This is a genomic window from Geodermatophilus maliterrae, from assembly GCF_041018925.1.
Lineage (GTDB): Bacteria > Actinomycetota > Actinomycetes > Mycobacteriales > Geodermatophilaceae > Geodermatophilus > Geodermatophilus maliterrae.
The window spans coordinates 12,437-28,117 of record NZ_JBFNXQ010000069.1; the positions used below are offsets into that span (position 1 = coordinate 12,437).

Consider the following 15,681-nt stretch of genomic DNA (forward strand, 5'->3'; position numbering starts at 1 on the left):
GGGCGTCCTTCAGCGGACGCCGAGGGCCAGCGTCAGCTCGAGGACGGTCTGCGGGTCGTCGAGGCGGGCGCCGAACAGGTCGCGCAGCTGGCCCATCCGGTAGCGGACCGTCTGCGGGTGCACGAACAGCTCGGTGGCCACTTGCTCGCGGCGGCCGTGGTGCAGCAGCCAGGAGCGCAGCGTCTCCAGCAGCTTCTCCCGCGGCCCGGGGCCCAGGTCGTCCAGCGGCGCGAGGACCTGGGCGCGCAGGTCGGCCAGTGCCTCACCGTCGGCGCGCAGCACGAGGTCGGCCAGCCGCAGCTCGGTGTCCACCGGGACGTCACCGTCGGGCTCGAGGCCCAGCTGCAGCGCCCGCAGCGCCCGCGAGTACGACGACCGCGCGTCCTGCCACGGCCGCGCCGGCCCGACGACGGCCTCCCGGCGCGCCAGCGACCGCAGCAGCGCCGCCCGCGCGAACCCCTCGGCGTCGGGCACCAGCAGGACGGCGCGCTCGGCCGACGGCTCGGCACCGGGCAGGTCCTCGCCGGCCTGCAGCGTGCGCGCGTCGAGCACCGCCAGCGCGTCGCGGGCCCGCTCCTCGGGCAGCAGCACCGCGGTGAGGGTCCGCGGCGGCGTCCAGTCCGCCCGCTCGGCGACGGGGTGCAGCTCGTAGGGGGGCGCGCCGGCGAGCAGCAGCTCGGCCAGCCGCTCCAGGTGCCGGCGCCGCACCCGGCCGCTGGTGGCCAGGTGGTCGGCGTGCCCGGAGGCGCTGGCCGCCGAGAGCTGGTCGATGTAGGCGAACACCAGCTCGGCGAAGTGGGCCAGCGACCCGGCGGGCATGCCGGCCGCCACCGCCGTCTCGCTCATGTGCCGCCAGGCCACCCGCGCGCCCACCCGGTAGGCGGCCAGCAGGGCGTCCATCGACCGGCCGGTGCGCGCCTCACCCCGCCCGAGCGCGTAGGCGCCCTCGATGGCGGGGGCGATCGGCCGGCTGGCGTCCGCGCCGCCGGTGGCCGTCGCCAGCTCCAGGAAGGCACCGAGCGCCATCTGGACGGCGTTCTCGATCTTGCGGCCCATGGGGCCGCTGAAGGCCTCGGTGTAGCTGGGCACCTCGACGACGATGGCGGCCACGGTCCGCGCGGCGACCGAGGGCAGCTCGGCGCGCATCGCCGCCGCCACCTCCGCCGCGAAGGTGCCGTCCTCCGGCGCCATGTGCCCTCCCCGTGACCCGAATTGTCCCCGGCGCACAGTATCCGGCGCGACGTTCACGTCCAGGGCACAGGTGACTACCCGCCAGGCAGGGAACCATCGAGGTATGACCGCGACCGTTCCGCGACCGTCCTCGGCCCGCCGGGCCCCGAGGTCGCTGCCGGCCCTGAGGTCGCTGCGCGATCGCGCGCTGCGCCTGGCCGAGCTGGCGACGACGCCGTTGCTGCCGGCCGACTATTTCGACCTGGTCAACCCGCTGCGCGCCGGAGCCGACCTGCGCGGCCGCATCGAGGCCGTGGTCCCCGAGACGCGCGACGCCGCCACGATCGTCATCCGCCCCGGCGCCGACTGGCAGCCGCACCGGCCCGGCCAGTACGTGCGCATCGGCATCGACGTCGACGGCGTCCGCATGTGGCGCGCCTACTCGATCACCTCGGACCTGGGCCGCACCGACGGCTGCTTCACCGTCACCGTCAAGGCCATCCCCGACGGCAAGGTGAGCAACCACCTGGTCCGCCGCGCGCAGCCGGGCACGATCGTGCAGCTCGACCAGGCCACCGGGGAGTTCTGCCTGCCCGAGCAGCGGCCCGGCAAGGCCCTGTTCGTCACCGCCGGCTCCGGCATCACGCCGGTCATGGGCATGCTGCGCAACCACCCGGAGCTGACCGACGTCGTCCTGGTGCACTCCGCGCCGACGGCCGACGACGTCGTCTTCGGCGCCGAGCTGCGGCAGCTCGCCGCCGAGGGCCGCATCCGGCTGGTCGAGCAGCACACCGACACCGCCGGCCTGCTCGACGCCGCCGCGCTCGCCGAGCTCGTCCCCGACCTCGCCGAGCGGGCCACCTGGGCCTGCGGGCCCGTCGGCATGCTCGAGGCGCTCGAGGAGCACTGGGCGGCCGCCGGCATCGCCGACCGGCTCTACACCGAGCGGTTCCGCCCCACGGTCCTGGTGACCGGTGAGGGCGGCACGGTGACGTTCACGAAGAAGGGCACGTCGCTCGAGGCGGACGGCGCCACCCCGATCCTCGACGCCGCCGAGGAGGCCGGCGTCCTCATGCCCAGCGGGTGCCGCATGGGCATCTGCTTCGGCTGCGTCCTCCCCCTGCGCGAGGGCGCCGTCCGCGACCTGCGCACCGGCGAGGTGACCACCGCCGTCCCCGGTGACGGTGTGCTCGTCCAGACCTGCATCAGCGCCGCCGCCGGCGCCTGCGACATCGACCACTGACCACCCCAGACCGAGGGAGCCGCACCGCATGACCGTTCTGCAGAAGAAGGCCGACAACCCGATCGAGCACCTCACCCCCGAGGACATCGAGCTCATCGGCAAGGAGCTCGACGAGATCCGCCAGACCGTGGTGGACAGCCGCGGCGAGTCCGACGCGCGCTACATCCGCAAGGTCATCGACGTGCACCGCAAGATCGAGATCGGCAGCCGCGCCGTCCTGCTCGCCTCCGGCTTCCCGCCGGCCTGGATCGCCGGGACGGTCGGCCTCTCGATCGCCAAGATCCTCGAGAACATGGAGATCGGGCACAACATCCTGCACGGGCAGTGGGACTGGATGCGCGACCCGAAGATCCACTCCACGACGTGGGAGTGGGACATGGCCAGCCCGGCCGACCAGTGGAAGCACTCGCACAACGAGATGCACCACACGTACACGAACGTGATCGGCAAGGACAACGACCTCGGCTACGGCATCATGCGCGTCGACGAGGACCAGCCGTGGCAGCCCTTCCACCTCGGTCAGCCGCTGTGGAGCTTCATCAACGCCTGCTTCTTCGAGTACGGGATCGCCGCGTACGACCTCGAGCTGGGTGCGGTCATCGTCAAGAAGCAGACCGGCGACCCGGAGTTCCGGGAGCGTGCCAAGGCCGTGCTGCGCAAGATCGGCCGGCAGGTCCGCAAGGACTACGTCATCCACCCGCTGCTGTCGGGCCCGAACTTCCTCGCGACGCTGGCGGCCAACTTCACCGCCAACATCGTGCGCAACCTGTGGTCGAACTCGGTCATCCTGTGCGGGCACTTCCCCGAGGGCGTCGAGACCTTCGAGAAGAAGTCGATCGAGGGCGAGACCCGCGGTGAGTGGTACCTGCGCCAGATGCTCGGCTCGGCCAACATCTCCGGCTCGAAGGCCATGCACATCCTGACCGGGAACCTGTCGCACCAGATCGAGCACCACCTGTTCCCGGACCTGCCGAGCAACCGGTACGCCGAGATCGCGCCGAAGATCCGCGACCTGTTCGACCGCTACGGGCTGAACTACCACACGGCGCCGCTGCCGCAGCAGGTCGGCTCGGCCTGGCACAAGATCATCCGGTTGTCGCTGCCCAACGGCTGGCTGGAGCTCACCAACCGCCGCAACCTGCCGCAGCAGCTGGCGGTGCTCTACAAGATGACCACCGGCACCCCCAAGGTCCGCCGCGGTCTGCAGCGCAAGCTGACCGCCGGCGTCCGGCTGACCCGCGCGGCCGCGGCCGCCTGAGCGAAGGCCTGTCACACAGGAGGGGCCCGGGACGACGACCGTCGTCCCGGGCCCCTCGTGTGTCAGCGGCCGGTCAGGGCCGCAGTGCCGGCTGCGGGAAGTTCAGCGGCAGCAGCAGCGCCGGGTCGCTGATCGGCACCTCCCACACGTCCCCGCCCTGGTCGGGGTCGACGACCTCGCCCCGGCCCAGGAAGGCCGCCACCTGCGTCTGACCCTGGATGCCCGCCACCGGGAACTCCGCCAGGTTCAGCAGGAAGCCGTGCGGGTTGATCGCCGCCTGCGGCGTGCGGTCGTTGCGGTAGAGGCTGGTCCGCGACCACAGGTCCCCGGCGTCGATGACCGTGTACGACGTCGGGTTGGGCACCGTCTGGTCCCCGTAGGCGATCTGGAAGACCGCCCGCTCCGGCGCGATCAGCGGGGAGAAGGTCTCCGGGCTGCCGGGACGGGACAGCCACGTCGACCGCGCCAGGTACTCCTGGATGGCCACCGCACCCGGCACGGTCACCGTCACCGGGCCCTCACCGCGCAGCGGCATCTGCTCCTGGAAGTGGTTCCGCGTCGGGTCGTCGCTGTTGAGCAGTCCGGCCGCCCGCAGCGACTCGGTGGTCAGGTTGCGGAACGCCGGCGACAGGCGCGCGATCTCGGTGATGGGGCCACCGGGGACGTTGAGCACCGAGCGGGCGATCGCCGGGTCGGCCCCGGTGACCATCGTGCCGTAGATGCCGCCGAAGCTCTGCCCGAAGTAGGTCACCTCCCGGCCGGAGAGGTCAGGCGTGCCGTTGCCGTCCACGTCGGTCCCGCCCAGCGACCGGACGAGCGTCATGACGTCCGCGCTCGTCTGCCGCAGGGCGTCCCGGGAGGACTGGGCGGCGGCGGCGCCGGTGGCCGAGGAGCCCTCGGTGCTGCCGATGGCCCCGTCGGTGTTCTGGTCGACGCCGCGCCCGTAGGCGGGGAGGGACGTCGTCGTGCCGCCGGAGCTGACCTGCCAGGTGCTCGCCGGGCCGTAGCCGTGACCGACGACGTTGGTGGCGATGGTCGCGATCCCGCTGCGCGAGTTGACGGCGGCGGCGATGAACACGTCGGCCGTGGAGCGGGTGAACCCGTGACCGAAGACGGCCGTCGGCCAGCCGCCGGGCGGGGTGGGGCCGGCGGGGAGGACGGCGACGAAGGGCAGCCGCGCCTCTCCGAGGGGCGCCGGACCGGCGTCCTCCGTCGGCGTCTGCGCGATGGTGACGTCCGGCCGGAGCCAGGACGGCGCCTCGTAGGAGCCGAACACGAGCGTGCCGTCCGTCGCGGCCTGGGGGACGGGCACGACCGCGGTCGTGTCGGCGCCGGTGGTGGAGCTGTCCTGCACCAACGAGACGGTCGTGCCGGTGGCGGGGAAGACGCCGTCGACGCGCAGGCCGGGGGTGACCCCGGCGGCGGCGAAGGCCGAGCCGTCGTCGATCTGGCGGCGCAGGTCCAGCAGCCCGTCGGTGGCGCTCAGGGTGGTGAAGGTGTCCTCGACCGACCGGTTGCCGGGGCCGTCCCCCACCCGCAGCCGGTACGTCGTGGCCGGCGCTAGCTGCTCGGCCGGGTGCGCGTACAGGGTCTTCGTCGACGGGTCCCAGACGACGCGGTCGACACCGATGCGCCGCCCGTCGGGCCCCTGGACGGTGATGCCGGCGGCGGCCTGCGCCGGGTCGACCGGCCGCGTGAACCGGACCGCGATGCGCGGATCGAGGTCGAAGCCGTCGAGCTGGTTGAGCTGCTGGACGAGGCCGCAGGAGATGGGCGCGCCGCAGTCGTCGGTCGGCAGGTCGACCCGTCGGCCGGTGATCTGGCCGGGATCGGCGACGGTGAGGGAGTCGGACGGGAACACCGAGACGGGCGTGGGCTTCTGCGGGTCGGCCAGCGCGGGGGTCGCGGTGACCGAGAGGGCGGCTGTGAGGGCCAGCGCACCGACGACCGATGGGGTCGCCCGGTGCCAGCGTCGTTGCTGCACGGGGATCTCCAAGCTGTGGGGGACGCACCTTGGTAACCCACGGTGACCCATGCCACAACCCGGAGTCGTTGCAGGGCGGACCGCCAGCCGACGCTGCGGGCACCGGCACGGACGCTCGGTGAGCGGCGCGGCTGACCGCCACCGGACGACGAGGGGCCCGGGACCGAACGGTCCCGTGCCCCCCGCTCGTGCGCGGCCGGTGCGGGCCGGACGGGTCAGTTGGCCATGTCGACGAAGCGGCTGTAGTGCCCCTGGAAGGCCACGGTGACGTTCGCGGTCGGACCGTTCCGGTGCTTCACCAGCATGATGTCGGCCTCGCCGGCCCGCGGGCTCTCCTTCTCGTACATGTCCTCGCGGTGGATCATCATGACCATGTCGGCGTCCTGCTCGATCGAGCCCGATTCGCGGAGGTCGGAGAGCATCGGCTTCTTGTCCTGCCGTTGTTCCGACCCACGGTTCAGCTGCGACATCGCGATGACCGGCACTTCCAGTTCCTTGGCCAGGAGCTTGAGCGCACGGGAGAACTCCGAGACCTCCTGCTGGCGGCTCTCGACGCGCTTGCCCGAGGTCATCAGCTGCAGGTAGTCGATGACCACGAGCTTGAGGTCGTTGCGCTGCTTGAGCCGCCGGGCCTTGGCCCGGATCTCCATCATCGTCATGTTCGGCGAGTCGTCGATGTAGAGCGGCGCGTCGGCGACCTCGCCCATCCGGCGGGCGAGTTTCGACCAGTCCTCGTCCGACAGCGTGCCGGCGCGCATGTGGTGCAGCGGCACCTTCGCCTCGGCCGACAGCAGACGCATGGTGATCTCGTGCTTGCTCATCTCGAGCGAGAAGATGACGGCCGGCATGTGGTGCTTCACCGTGGCGGACCGCGCGATGTCCAGCCCGAGCGTCGAGTTGTGCGTCGGGATGAAGGTGCGCCCGGCGAGGAACAACGAGTCCGCGGCGTCGACCTGGATGCACCGGACCGGCACGCTCGCGACCGGGCGCACGTCCGTGACGAAACGGACGCCACGGGCGGTGGACGTGCGCGCACCGCGCTCCTTGTGCTCGAGCTTCTTGCGCTCGAGTCGGAAGACCTCGTCGTCGGTGCTGAAGGTCAGCGTGTAGCAGGTCGACGGTGCCTCGCTCCGGCCGCGGACACGCTTGGCGCTCATCCGCACGCGGTGGCCGAGGCCGGCGATCAGCTCACGGGCGTCCTCGGCCAGCCGGCGGCTGGTGACGGCGAACTGGACCGCCCCGCTGACGGTCACCGTGCCGTCGGTGTCGAGCAGGCCGGCCAGCAGCGCCCGGCGCTGGGCCACGGAGGCGCGCAGGTACGCAGTGGGGATGTGCTTGTCGTCGATGACGCCGAGACCCCGGAGGAGGCCCTCGACGGTGCCGTGGTCGTCCCGGCAGGTCTGACACCGGGCCATCCCGCTCGACGGGCCCCCGCAGTCCCCACAGGTCGCCTGCAGGCCCACGCCGCCGCTGGCCCGCAGCCGGCCACCACAGGTCTTGCCGCACGTCTGCACCTGTGCGGTCCTCGGCGTGACGAGCTCGCCGCACATCGGGCACGGCCGTGCCTCGAGGCCCGGGCGGGCGGGCAGCCGCAGGGAGTGCCGCCGGTCGACCCCCGTGGGGACGACCACCAGGCCCTCGCCCTCGATGTAGCTGGCGATCTCCGGGTCGTTGCTCGTGTACTCGGCAGCCGCCGAGGTGCCGTCACCCAGCCAGATGCCGAGCGCGTAGGGCGGTACGGGCAGGTCGGCCTCGGGCAGGTCGAGCGGCGCGGCGTTGACCACGGCGTGGTCGAGCCGCCGGTCGGCCGTCGCGCAGCGCACCGTCCGGGCCAGCTCCTCCGTCGTCCGGACGCGGGCCTCACCGCGCTCGCCGAGCCGGCGGGCGGCGCGGTCGGTGGTCAGCCACTGGTGCTGGGCGTCGGCCACGATGACCGAGCCGTCGGAGAAGTGCACCTCGTAGCAGGGGCGGTCGGTCATGACGTCCGTGGCGGCGACGACGGTCGTCGGCCGGCCGTCGGCGCCCAGCACCCGGTCGCCGACCCGGACCTCGCCCATGGTCGTCCAGCCGCCGGGCGTGGCGATCGGGGTGTCGAGCGCCAGGGCCTTGCCGACACCGGGTCGGGCGGCGATGACCACCATCTGGCCGGCCTGCAGGCCGTTGGTGAGCTCGTCCAGGTCGCGGATCCCCGTGGGGACGCCGCGGGCGGTGCCGCCGCGGGAGGCGATGGCGTCGAGCTCGTCCATCGTCGGCTGCAGGACGTCCTCGAGGCGCGAGTAGTCCTCGCTCATGCGCTTCTCGGTGACGTCGTAGATCTCCTGCTGCGCGCGGTCGACGATGTCGTCGACGTCGCCGCGCCCGCCGGCCGCGCCGTAGCCGAGCTGCACCACCCGGGTGCCGGCCTCGACCAGCCGCCGCAGCACCGCCTGCTCGGCGACGATGGCGGCGTAGTAGCCCGCGTTGGCCGCCGTCGGCGTGGAGGCGATCAGGGTGTGCAGGTAGACCGCGCCGCCCATCTTCGACAGCTGGTCGGTGCGGTTGAGCTCGGCGGCGACGGTGATCGCGTCGGCCGGCTCACCGCGCCCGTAGAGGTCGAGGATGCAGTCGAAGATCACCTGGTGCGCCGGCCGGTAGAAGTCGGCGCCGTGCAGCACCTCCACGACGTCGGCGATCGCGTCCTTGCTCAGCAGCATGCCGCCGAGCACCGACTGCTCCGCCGCCACGTCCTGCGGCGGCTGCCGGTCGTACTCCGGCGCCGTCGCGGACGGTCGGCTGAAATCGTCGGCCACCGCCACGGGAAGCCCCTCCTTCTCTCCACCGGCGCACCCGCAGACAGACCCCGGTCGGTGACCGGGGTCTGGTGGGGGAAGCACCAGGACTGCTGGCACGCACGCTCGAACGCGTGTTCGACCGCGAGGCTAGGTCGGGGTGCCGACAGAAACCGCACCCGTGACCGCCGGGGAGGACGTTAGGAAGCGCAGCCGGGCCCGTCCAACACCGCTGTGGGGCGCGTTCTGCACAACTTGTGGACAAGTCGGTGGACACACGCGTGTCGACATGTGGAGACGGCGGGGGACGGAGCCGCCGCGTCGTCCCCGTCCCCCTCCTGACCTGCGCGGAGGCCACCCACCGGGTGTGGACGGGAGAAAAGTGGGAGAACTCGCGGGATCGGGGCCCGGCGTGTCACGAACCGTGACCCACCGGCCCCGGCGGTCACACGTCCACAGGCCGACCTCCGGCGCGGGACGCGGCGCCGGGAGACGGCTGGGCGTCGTCACCGGGCCTGCGTGACGACGCCTCGGCGCATCCCGACGACCGACCGACCCGGCCGGGCGCCCGGTGTCGACGTGTGGCGGCACCACGGGTCCGGAGAGGGCCGCAGGACGACGACGGCGCCGCGAACCGCCGGGACCGGTCCACCGGACCGGAGACGCCGCGAGGGGCGCCGGACGGGTGTCCGACGCCCCTCGACGGGCGGGTGGCCTCCTGCGGGTCCCGCCGCGAGCTCGCGAGCGGTGGGGCAGGGCGGCCCCGTCCCGAGGCTCACCCCGAGCATGCGAGGGGTGAGGAGGACGGGGTCCTCGCTCAGCCCGCGACGACCTCGATCGGCAGCGAGGCGGTCACCTCGGGGTGCACCCGCACGGTGACCGTGTGCTGGCCCGTGGTCTTGATGCTGCTGGGCAGCTCCACCCGGCGGCGGTCGAGCTCCGGGCCGCCGGCCGCGGTGACGGCGTTGACGACGTCGGCGGTGGTGACGCGGCCGAACAGGCGGCCACCCGCACCGGCGCGCGCCGGCACGCGGACCGTCAGGCCCGTGAGGCGCCCGGCCACGGCCTGCGCCTCCTCGAGGGAGCGCACCTCGCGGGCGGCACGCGCCCGGCGCAGCGAGTCCACCTGCTTCTCGGCACCGCGGGTGGCGACGATGGCCAGGCCGCGGGGCAGGAGGAAGTTGCGGGCGTACCCGCCCTTGACCTCCACCGTGTCACCGGAGGACCCGAGACCGGTGACCTCCTGCGTCAGGATCAGCTTCTGGGTGCTCATGGTCAGCGCGCCGTCGAGGTGTAGGGCAGCAGGGCCATCTCACGGCTGTTCTTGACGGCCGTGGCGACGTCCCGCTGGTGCTGGCTGCAGTTGCCGCTCACGCGGCGGGCGCGGATCTTGCCGCGGTCGGAGATGAACTTCCGCAGCAGGGTCGTGTCCTTGTAGTCGACGTAGGTCGCCTTGTCCTTGCAGAACTGGCAGACCTTCTTCTTGGGCTTGCGCACGGGGGGCTTGGGCACTGGGTTCTCCAGGTACGACTAGATACGACTCGATGTGTGTGGCCTCCCTGCGGGGTCCCGCCGCGAACGGCGGGGGCAGGGAGGTCGTCTCAGAAGGGCGGCTCGTCGGACGGGCCGGCAGGCGTCGACCAGGGGTCGCTCGACCCGCCGCCACCGCCACCGCCGAAACCGCCGCCACCGCCGCCGCCGAAACCGCCGCCGCCACCCTCACCGCGGGAGGCCTTGGTGACCTTCGCGGTGGCGTAGCGCAGCGAGGGGCCGATCTCGTCGACCTCGAGCTCGACGACGGTGCGCTTCTCGCCTTCCTTGGTCTCGAACGAGCGCTGCTTGAGGCGCCCCGAGACGATGACCCGCGAGCCGCGGGTGAGGGACTCGGCGACGTTCTCCGCCGCCTGCCGCCACACGTTGCACCGCAGGAACAGGGCCTCGCCGTCCTTCCACTCCTGCGACTGCCGGTCGAAGGTGCGCGGCGTCGAGGCGACCGTGAAGTTGGCGACCGCGGCCCCCGAGGGCGTGAACCGCAGCTCCGGGTCGGAGGTCAGGTTGCCGATGACGGTGATGACGGTCTCGCCGGCCATGCTCAGTGGACCTCGGGCCGCATCAGCTTGGTGCGCAGGACGGCCTCGTTGAGGTTGAGCTGGCGGTCGAGCTCGGCGACCGCGGCGGGCTCGGCCTGGATGTCGACGATGGCGTAGATGCCCTCGACGTGCTTGTTGATCTCGTAGGCCAGGCGACGCCGGCCCCAGATCTCGGTCTTGACGGTGCCACCGCTGTTGGTGACGACGGTCAGGAACCGGTCGAGGGAGGGAGCGATCGTGCGCTCCTCCAGGTCGGGGTCGAGGATGACCATCAGTTCGTAGTGACGCACGGAGAACCCCACCTCCTCTGGTCTGTGGCGGCCGCAGGACGTCTGCAGCAGGAGGGTCGTACACGCGTCGCGCGCCCGGTCCGCCACGGACGGCGGACGAGACGCGCAATCCGGAGGGTACCAGCGCGGCCGCCACCCCCCGTCGGCGACGGCGGCCGGTGCGGTGCGGGGAGGCCCCGACCTGGCGGAAGTAGTGTCGCCGGGGTGGCGATGCACCCGGTCGGCGTCCACGTCGGACCCGGCCTCACCGAGGACAACGAGCTCGACGCCGGCGGCCCGCTGGCCCGCGCGGCGGAGGTGGACGCCGACGGGGTGCAGGTCTTCCTCGGCGACCCGCAGGGCTGGAAGGCCCCGCCGCCGCGCCCCGACGCCGACGCGCTGCTCGCCGGCGACGTCGCGGTCTTCGTGCACGCGCCCTACGTGCTCAACGTGGCCTCGACCAACAACCGGATCCGCATCCCCAGCCGGAAGGTGCTGGCCACCCACGCCCGCGCCTCGGCGGCGATCGGCGCCCGCGGCATGGTCGTGCACGGCGGGCACGTGCTGGCCAAGGACGACCCGGCCGCCGGGTTCGACAACTGGCGCAAGACCTTCGTCCGGCAGGCCGAGGACGGCGGCTTCCCCCTGCCGCTGCTGATCGAGAACACCGCCGGCGGGGACAACGCGATGGCCCGCGGCCTGGACGCCGTCGACCGCCTGTGGGAGGCCGTCGGCGAGTTCGGCGCCGGGTTCGTCCTCGACACCTGCCACGCCTGGGCGGCCGGCTGGGACCTGGCCACGGCCGTGGACGACGCGCGCCGGGCCACCGGCCGCATCGACCTGGTGCACCTGAACAACAGCCGCGACCCCGCCGGCTCCGGCCGTGACCGGCACGCGCCGCTGGCCGCGGGCGAGATCCCGCTGGAGCTGCTGCTCGAGGTGGCCCGGGCCGCCGACTGCCCCGTCGTCCTGGAGACGCCGGGCGACGCCGCGGCGCACGCCGAGGAGGTCGCCCTCGTCCGCGAGGCACTGGCGCGGGCGTAGGGAGCCCCCCGCCCGTCACGGCGCCGGGACGTTCCCTACGCCTCGAGCGGGACCTCGGCGCGCCGGCGTCGGCCGTCGCCCACGGTCACCCGGTCCGGGGCGCCGTCGAGCGGGCCGCCGGCGGGGTCGTCCACACCGGGCCAGGACGTGCGGACGACGTCGCCGTCGGGATGCCACACGTCCCGGACGACCAGGCCGATCAGCACGAGGACGGCCAGGTCGCGCACGGTCACCGCCAGGAAGAACCACTCGGTGGCCACGCCGCGGTTGTCGGTGCCGAGGTACCAGAGCATCCGCACCACCCACAGCACCGCCTCGGTGGCCTGCCAGGCCAGCAGCGAGCGCCACTGCGGCCGGGCCAGCACCGCCAGCGGCAGCAGCCACAGCGAGTACTGCGGGCTCCACACCTTGGTCACCAGCAGGAACCCGGCCACCAGCAGGAAGGCGACCTGGGCCACCCGCGGGCGCACCGGCGCGGCCAGCACCAGCCAGCCCAGCGCCGCGAACACCAGCAGCACGCAGACGGCGACCAGCGCGTTGAGCACCGTGGGCGTCTCGCCCTCGGCCAGCGGCCCGTCGAACAGCGTCCCGCCCGAGGCGGTGATCGCCATGTTCCACAGGGTGTCGGGATCGGCCGGCCGGCTGCTGTTGAGCCGGAAGAACAGCGACCAGTTCCCCGGCGCCAGCAGCGCCACCGGGACGTCGACCACCAGCCAGGCGACGCCGGCGGCGAGCGCCGCGCGGAGCCACACCCGCAGCCGGCCGGCCCGCAGGCACACCAGGAACAGCGCCCCGAGCAGCAGCGCCGGGAAGAGCTTGGCCGCGACGCCCAGGCCGAGCAGGACGCCGGCGAGCACCGGCCGGTCGCGCGCCCAGGCCCACAGACCACACGCGGCCAGCGCGACGGCGAACAGGTCCCAGTTGGTGAAGGCGTGCACCAGCAGCAACGGGGAGAGGCCGACCATCGCCGCGTCCCACGGCCGGTGCCCCGACGTGCCGAGCACCGCGCGGGTGGTGACCAGCGCGCACAGGCTCAGCAGCAGGCAGGTGGCCGCGTAGTAGGCCTGCACGGGGGGCACCTCGGGGAGCAGCCCGGCTGCCGTCGCCAGGCTCTCGTAGGCGCCGCCCAGCGTGGCCGCCAGCGCCATGAAGGCGCCGGTGAGGACCGGGTACTCGACGGCCGAGTCGAGGTAGGGCAGCGCACCGCTGCCGAGGTCGTGGATGCCGAACAGCGGGACCGTGTCCGAGTAGCAGAAGTGGGTGTACTGCACCGAGCCCGTCCAGTCGCCGTCCGAGCACGGCGACTGCTTGAGCCAGGCCAGCGCCAGCACGCCCGTCGTGAACAGCAGGCACACGCGCAGCGGCGTCCAGAACAGTGCCCGGCCGGTCACCGCGTGCCGTCCCCAGGGCCCGCCCACGGCCTCGCTGGCCTGCGCGGCCACCGGGTCCGACCAGGTGGGCACCACCCGGTCGGGACCGGTGGGCGCCACCCGGTCGGGACCGCGGCCGGCCGCGGGGACGGCGGGCTCCGGTCCCGGGAACGCCGCGGGCCCGTCCGCCGGCGGAGGTGCCGGAGCGGACGGGCCCGTGGGGGAGGAGCTCACCTGCGCCAGTGTGCCGGGCGGGTCAGCCGGTGGGTTGCGCCTGGGTCGGAGGCGCCGGCGCCGGCGCCGGCGCGGGTGACCCGTTCTGCTCGCCGGGGCCGACCTCACCGTCCGGTCCCGTGTCGACCTGCTCGTCCTGGCCCACGTCGTCCGGGGTCACGGGCTCCACCGGCACCGGCGGCACCGGCGCGGGCGGCGGCGCGGGGGCCTCCGGGGTCGGCGGCGGGGCCTCGGTGGTGGGCGGCGGGGCCTGCGTGGTCGGCTGCTGGGTCGGCTGCGACTGCGTCGTCGGGGCCGCCGTCGTCGGCGCGGCCACGCCCTGGCCCGTGTCGCCCCGGATGCGCGGCGAGTTGGGCAGGTCCTCCTCGGGCGTGCCGGCCAGCACGCCGTCCATGAACTGCTGCCAGATGGCACCCGGCAGGCCCGAGCCGTAGACGATCCCGCCGTCGGAGTTGACGATGGGCTCGCGGACCTCCGAGCCCATCCACACCGACGTCGACAGCGACGGGGTGTAGCCGACCATCCAGGCGTCGGAGTTGTCCTCGGCGTTGAGGCCCTGGGTACCGGTCTTGCTGGCCACCTCCCGGCCGTCGTCGAGCGCCCGGCGCGAGTACTGCGCCACGCCCTCCAGCGCGAAGGTGACGTCGTTGGCGACCTCGGGGCGCAGCACCTGCTCACCGCTCTCGCCGCCGTACTCCAGCAGCACCGCACCGGAGGTGTCGCTGACCCGGCTGACGAAGTACGGCGCCCGCTCCACCCCGCCGGCGGCGAAGGTGGCGAAGCCGTGCGCCTGGTCGATCGGGCGCATCTCGTACTCGCCGATGCCGATCGCCGAGCCGGTGAACCCCTCGCCGTTGGCCAGCGTGGTGTTGCCCTCGAGCGGGCCGCCCTGCCACGTCTCGGGCAGGCCGGTGGCCGCCAGCGCCGTCTCCCGGACGTTCTCCGGGCCCACCTCGTAGGCCAGCCCGTAGAACGTGGTGTTCAGCGAGCGGGTCATCGCCTCGACCAGCGTGCACGCCCCGCACGAGGCGCCGCCGGAGTTGCGCACCGGGGCCTCGCGGTCGGGGAAGATCTGCGGCGAGGAGCCGTCGCGACGGGAGTTGACGCTGATGCCCTGGTCCAGCGCGGTGGCCAGCACGTAGGGCTTCATCGACGAGCCGGGCTGCCGCTGCGCCTGGGCGTAGTCGTTGCCCGTGCCGCTGGCGCCGCCGTAGTAGGCGCGGACCGCTCCGGTGCGCGGGTCGATCGCCACCAGCGCCTGCCGCAGGTTCTCCGGCTCACCCTGCATGACGTCGGTCACCGCGGTGGTCGCGGCGTCCTGGGCGGGCTTGTCCACGGTGGTGACGATCTGCAGGCCGCCGGCCAGCAGCTGCTGGTCGGTGTAGCCCTTGGCCCGCAGCTCGTCGATCGCCTGCTGCACGACCAGGCCCTCCGGACCGGACGGGATGCCCTGCGTCGAGCCCTCCGGCCGCGGCAGCACCGGCGGGTAGACCGAGGCCTCGCGCTCGGCCGGGGTCATCCAGCCCTCCTCGACCATCGCGTCGAGGACCAGGCCCCAGCGGTCCTGCGCGCCCTCCGCGTTGCCCTCGGGGTCGTAGGAGCTGGGGCTGCGGATGAGGACGGCGAGGACGGCGCCCTGCTGCGGCGTCAGCTCCGCGGCCGAGACGCCGAAGTAGGTGGTCGCCGCGGCCTCGATGCCGTAGGCGCCGCGGCCGAAGTAGATGGTGTTGAGGTAGTTCTCGAGGATCTCGTCCTTCGAGTACTCGTTGTCGAGCTTGACCGCGAGGAAGAGCTCCTGGAACTTGCGGCTGAAGGTCTGCTCCGACGTCAGGAACGCGTTCTTGACGTACTGCTGGGTGATCGTCGAGCCACCCTGCGTGGAGCCGCCGGTCACGTTGTTCCACGCCGCCCGGACGATGCCCGTGAAGGAGATGCCCGGGTCGGCGTAGAAGTTCCGGTTCTCGGCGGCGAGCACCGCGTCGCGGGCACCCTCGGAGACGTCGGCCAGCGCCACGTTGGTGCGGTTGGTGTCGCCCAGGCGGGCCATCTCGGTGGTGCCGTCGGCGTAGTAGACGACGGTCGTCTGCGCGCTCTGCACCGAGTCGGGGTTCGGGACCTCGGTGGTGGCGTACACGACGCCGACGAAGACGCCGAACAGGACGAACAGCCCGGCCAGGGTGGCCAGGGCGATCTTGAGCCGGCGACGCCCGCGCTGCTTCTTGGTGCGCGCCTTCTTGCCGGCCGGCCCGCT

The 15,681-nt window shown here is 73.3% G+C and carries 12 protein-coding genes; 3 read left to right on the forward strand and 9 right to left on the reverse strand.

From position 1 onward, the window contains the following. Positions 1 to 9: 9 nt before the first annotated feature. Positions 10 to 1,191: a PucR family transcriptional regulator gene (locus tag ABQ292_RS18655; RefSeq protein ID WP_369209163.1), complete on the reverse strand. Its 1,182-nt coding sequence runs from the start codon at positions 1,189 to 1,191 to the stop codon at positions 10 to 12. A 103-nt stretch (positions 1,192 to 1,294) separates the two neighbouring features. Between ABQ292_RS18655 and ABQ292_RS18660 the strand changes: the two genes are divergently transcribed. Together ABQ292_RS18660 and ABQ292_RS18665 are read left to right on the forward strand one after the other, a co-directional pair. Next, entirely contained in the window at positions 1,295 to 2,413 is a 1,119-nt protein-coding gene (locus ABQ292_RS18660; RefSeq protein WP_369209165.1) for a ferredoxin reductase, read from the forward strand. A gap of 28 nt (positions 2,414 to 2,441) precedes the next feature. Beyond that, entirely contained in the window at positions 2,442 to 3,671 is a 1,230-nt protein-coding gene (locus tag ABQ292_RS18665; protein ID WP_369209167.1) for a fatty acid desaturase family protein, read from the forward strand. Positions 3,672 to 3,744: 73 nt separating this feature from the next. On the opposite strand, the gene ABQ292_RS18670 is transcribed toward ABQ292_RS18665, so the two are convergent. The 6 genes from ABQ292_RS18670 to rpsF all read right to left on the reverse strand — a co-directional run bounded on the left by ABQ292_RS18670 (position 3,745) and on the right by rpsF (position 10,803). Beyond that, positions 3,745 to 5,655: an Ig-like domain-containing protein gene (locus ABQ292_RS18670; protein ID WP_369209169.1), complete on the reverse strand. Its 1,911-nt coding sequence runs from the start codon at positions 5,653 to 5,655 to the stop codon at positions 3,745 to 3,747. Positions 5,656 to 5,870: 215 nt separating this feature from the next. Continuing rightward, on the reverse strand, positions 5,871 to 8,450 hold the full coding sequence (gene dnaB / locus ABQ292_RS18675; RefSeq protein WP_369209171.1) for a replicative DNA helicase: 2,580 nt from the start codon (positions 8,448 to 8,450) through the stop codon (positions 5,871 to 5,873). A 790-nt stretch (positions 8,451 to 9,240) separates the two neighbouring features. Then, positions 9,241 to 9,696, reverse strand: a complete 456-nt coding sequence (gene rplI / locus ABQ292_RS18680) for a 50S ribosomal protein L9 (RefSeq protein WP_369209173.1) — start codon at positions 9,694 to 9,696, stop codon at positions 9,241 to 9,243. 2 nt (positions 9,697 to 9,698) lie between these two features. Beyond that, positions 9,699 to 9,935 (reverse strand): 30S ribosomal protein S18, encoded by a 237-nt coding sequence (rpsR, locus tag ABQ292_RS18685; protein ID WP_014378671.1) that lies wholly within the window; start codon positions 9,933 to 9,935, stop codon positions 9,699 to 9,701. An 89-nt stretch (positions 9,936 to 10,024) separates the two neighbouring features. After that, on the reverse strand, positions 10,025 to 10,513 hold the full coding sequence (locus tag ABQ292_RS18690) for a single-stranded DNA-binding protein (protein ID WP_369209175.1): 489 nt from the start codon (positions 10,511 to 10,513) through the stop codon (positions 10,025 to 10,027). A gap of 2 nt (positions 10,514 to 10,515) precedes the next feature. After that, positions 10,516 to 10,803 (reverse strand): 30S ribosomal protein S6, encoded by a 288-nt coding sequence (gene rpsF / locus ABQ292_RS18695; RefSeq protein WP_369209177.1) that lies wholly within the window; start codon positions 10,801 to 10,803, stop codon positions 10,516 to 10,518. A gap of 210 nt (positions 10,804 to 11,013) precedes the next feature. Here rpsF and ABQ292_RS18700 point away from each other — a divergent pair, with 210 nt between their 5' ends. After that, positions 11,014 to 11,826, forward strand: coding sequence for a deoxyribonuclease IV (locus ABQ292_RS18700; protein ID WP_369209185.1), 813 nt, complete (start codon positions 11,014 to 11,016; stop codon positions 11,824 to 11,826). A gap of 35 nt (positions 11,827 to 11,861) precedes the next feature. Here ABQ292_RS18700 and ABQ292_RS18705 read toward each other — a convergent pair whose 3' ends face one another. Together ABQ292_RS18705 and ABQ292_RS18710 are read right to left on the reverse strand one after the other, a co-directional pair. Next, entirely contained in the window at positions 11,862 to 13,430 is a 1,569-nt protein-coding gene (locus ABQ292_RS18705) for a glycosyltransferase family 87 protein (RefSeq protein ID WP_369209179.1), read from the reverse strand. Between the two features lie 22 nt (positions 13,431 to 13,452). Beyond that, the coding region (locus ABQ292_RS18710; RefSeq protein WP_369209181.1) for a transglycosylase domain-containing protein at positions 13,453 to 15,681 on the reverse strand (2,229 nt) is incomplete at its 5' end.

Coding starts and splice junctions, on each gene's coding strand:
- ABQ292_RS18655 (WP_369209163.1), bottom strand. CDS start 1,191: ATGGCGCCGGAGGACGGCACCTTCGCGGCGGAGGTGGCGGCGGCGATG.
- ABQ292_RS18660 (WP_369209165.1), top strand. CDS start 1,295: ATGACCGCGACCGTTCCGCGACCGTCCTCGGCCCGCCGGGCCCCGAGG.
- ABQ292_RS18700 (WP_369209185.1), top strand. CDS start 11,014: ATGCACCCGGTCGGCGTCCACGTCGGACCCGGCCTCACCGAGGACAAC.
- ABQ292_RS18665 (WP_369209167.1), top strand. CDS start 2,442: ATGACCGTTCTGCAGAAGAAGGCCGACAACCCGATCGAGCACCTCACC.
- ABQ292_RS18690 (WP_369209175.1), bottom strand. CDS start 10,513: ATGGCCGGCGAGACCGTCATCACCGTCATCGGCAACCTGACCTCCGAC.
- rplI (WP_369209173.1), bottom strand. CDS start 9,696: ATGAGCACCCAGAAGCTGATCCTGACGCAGGAGGTCACCGGTCTCGGG.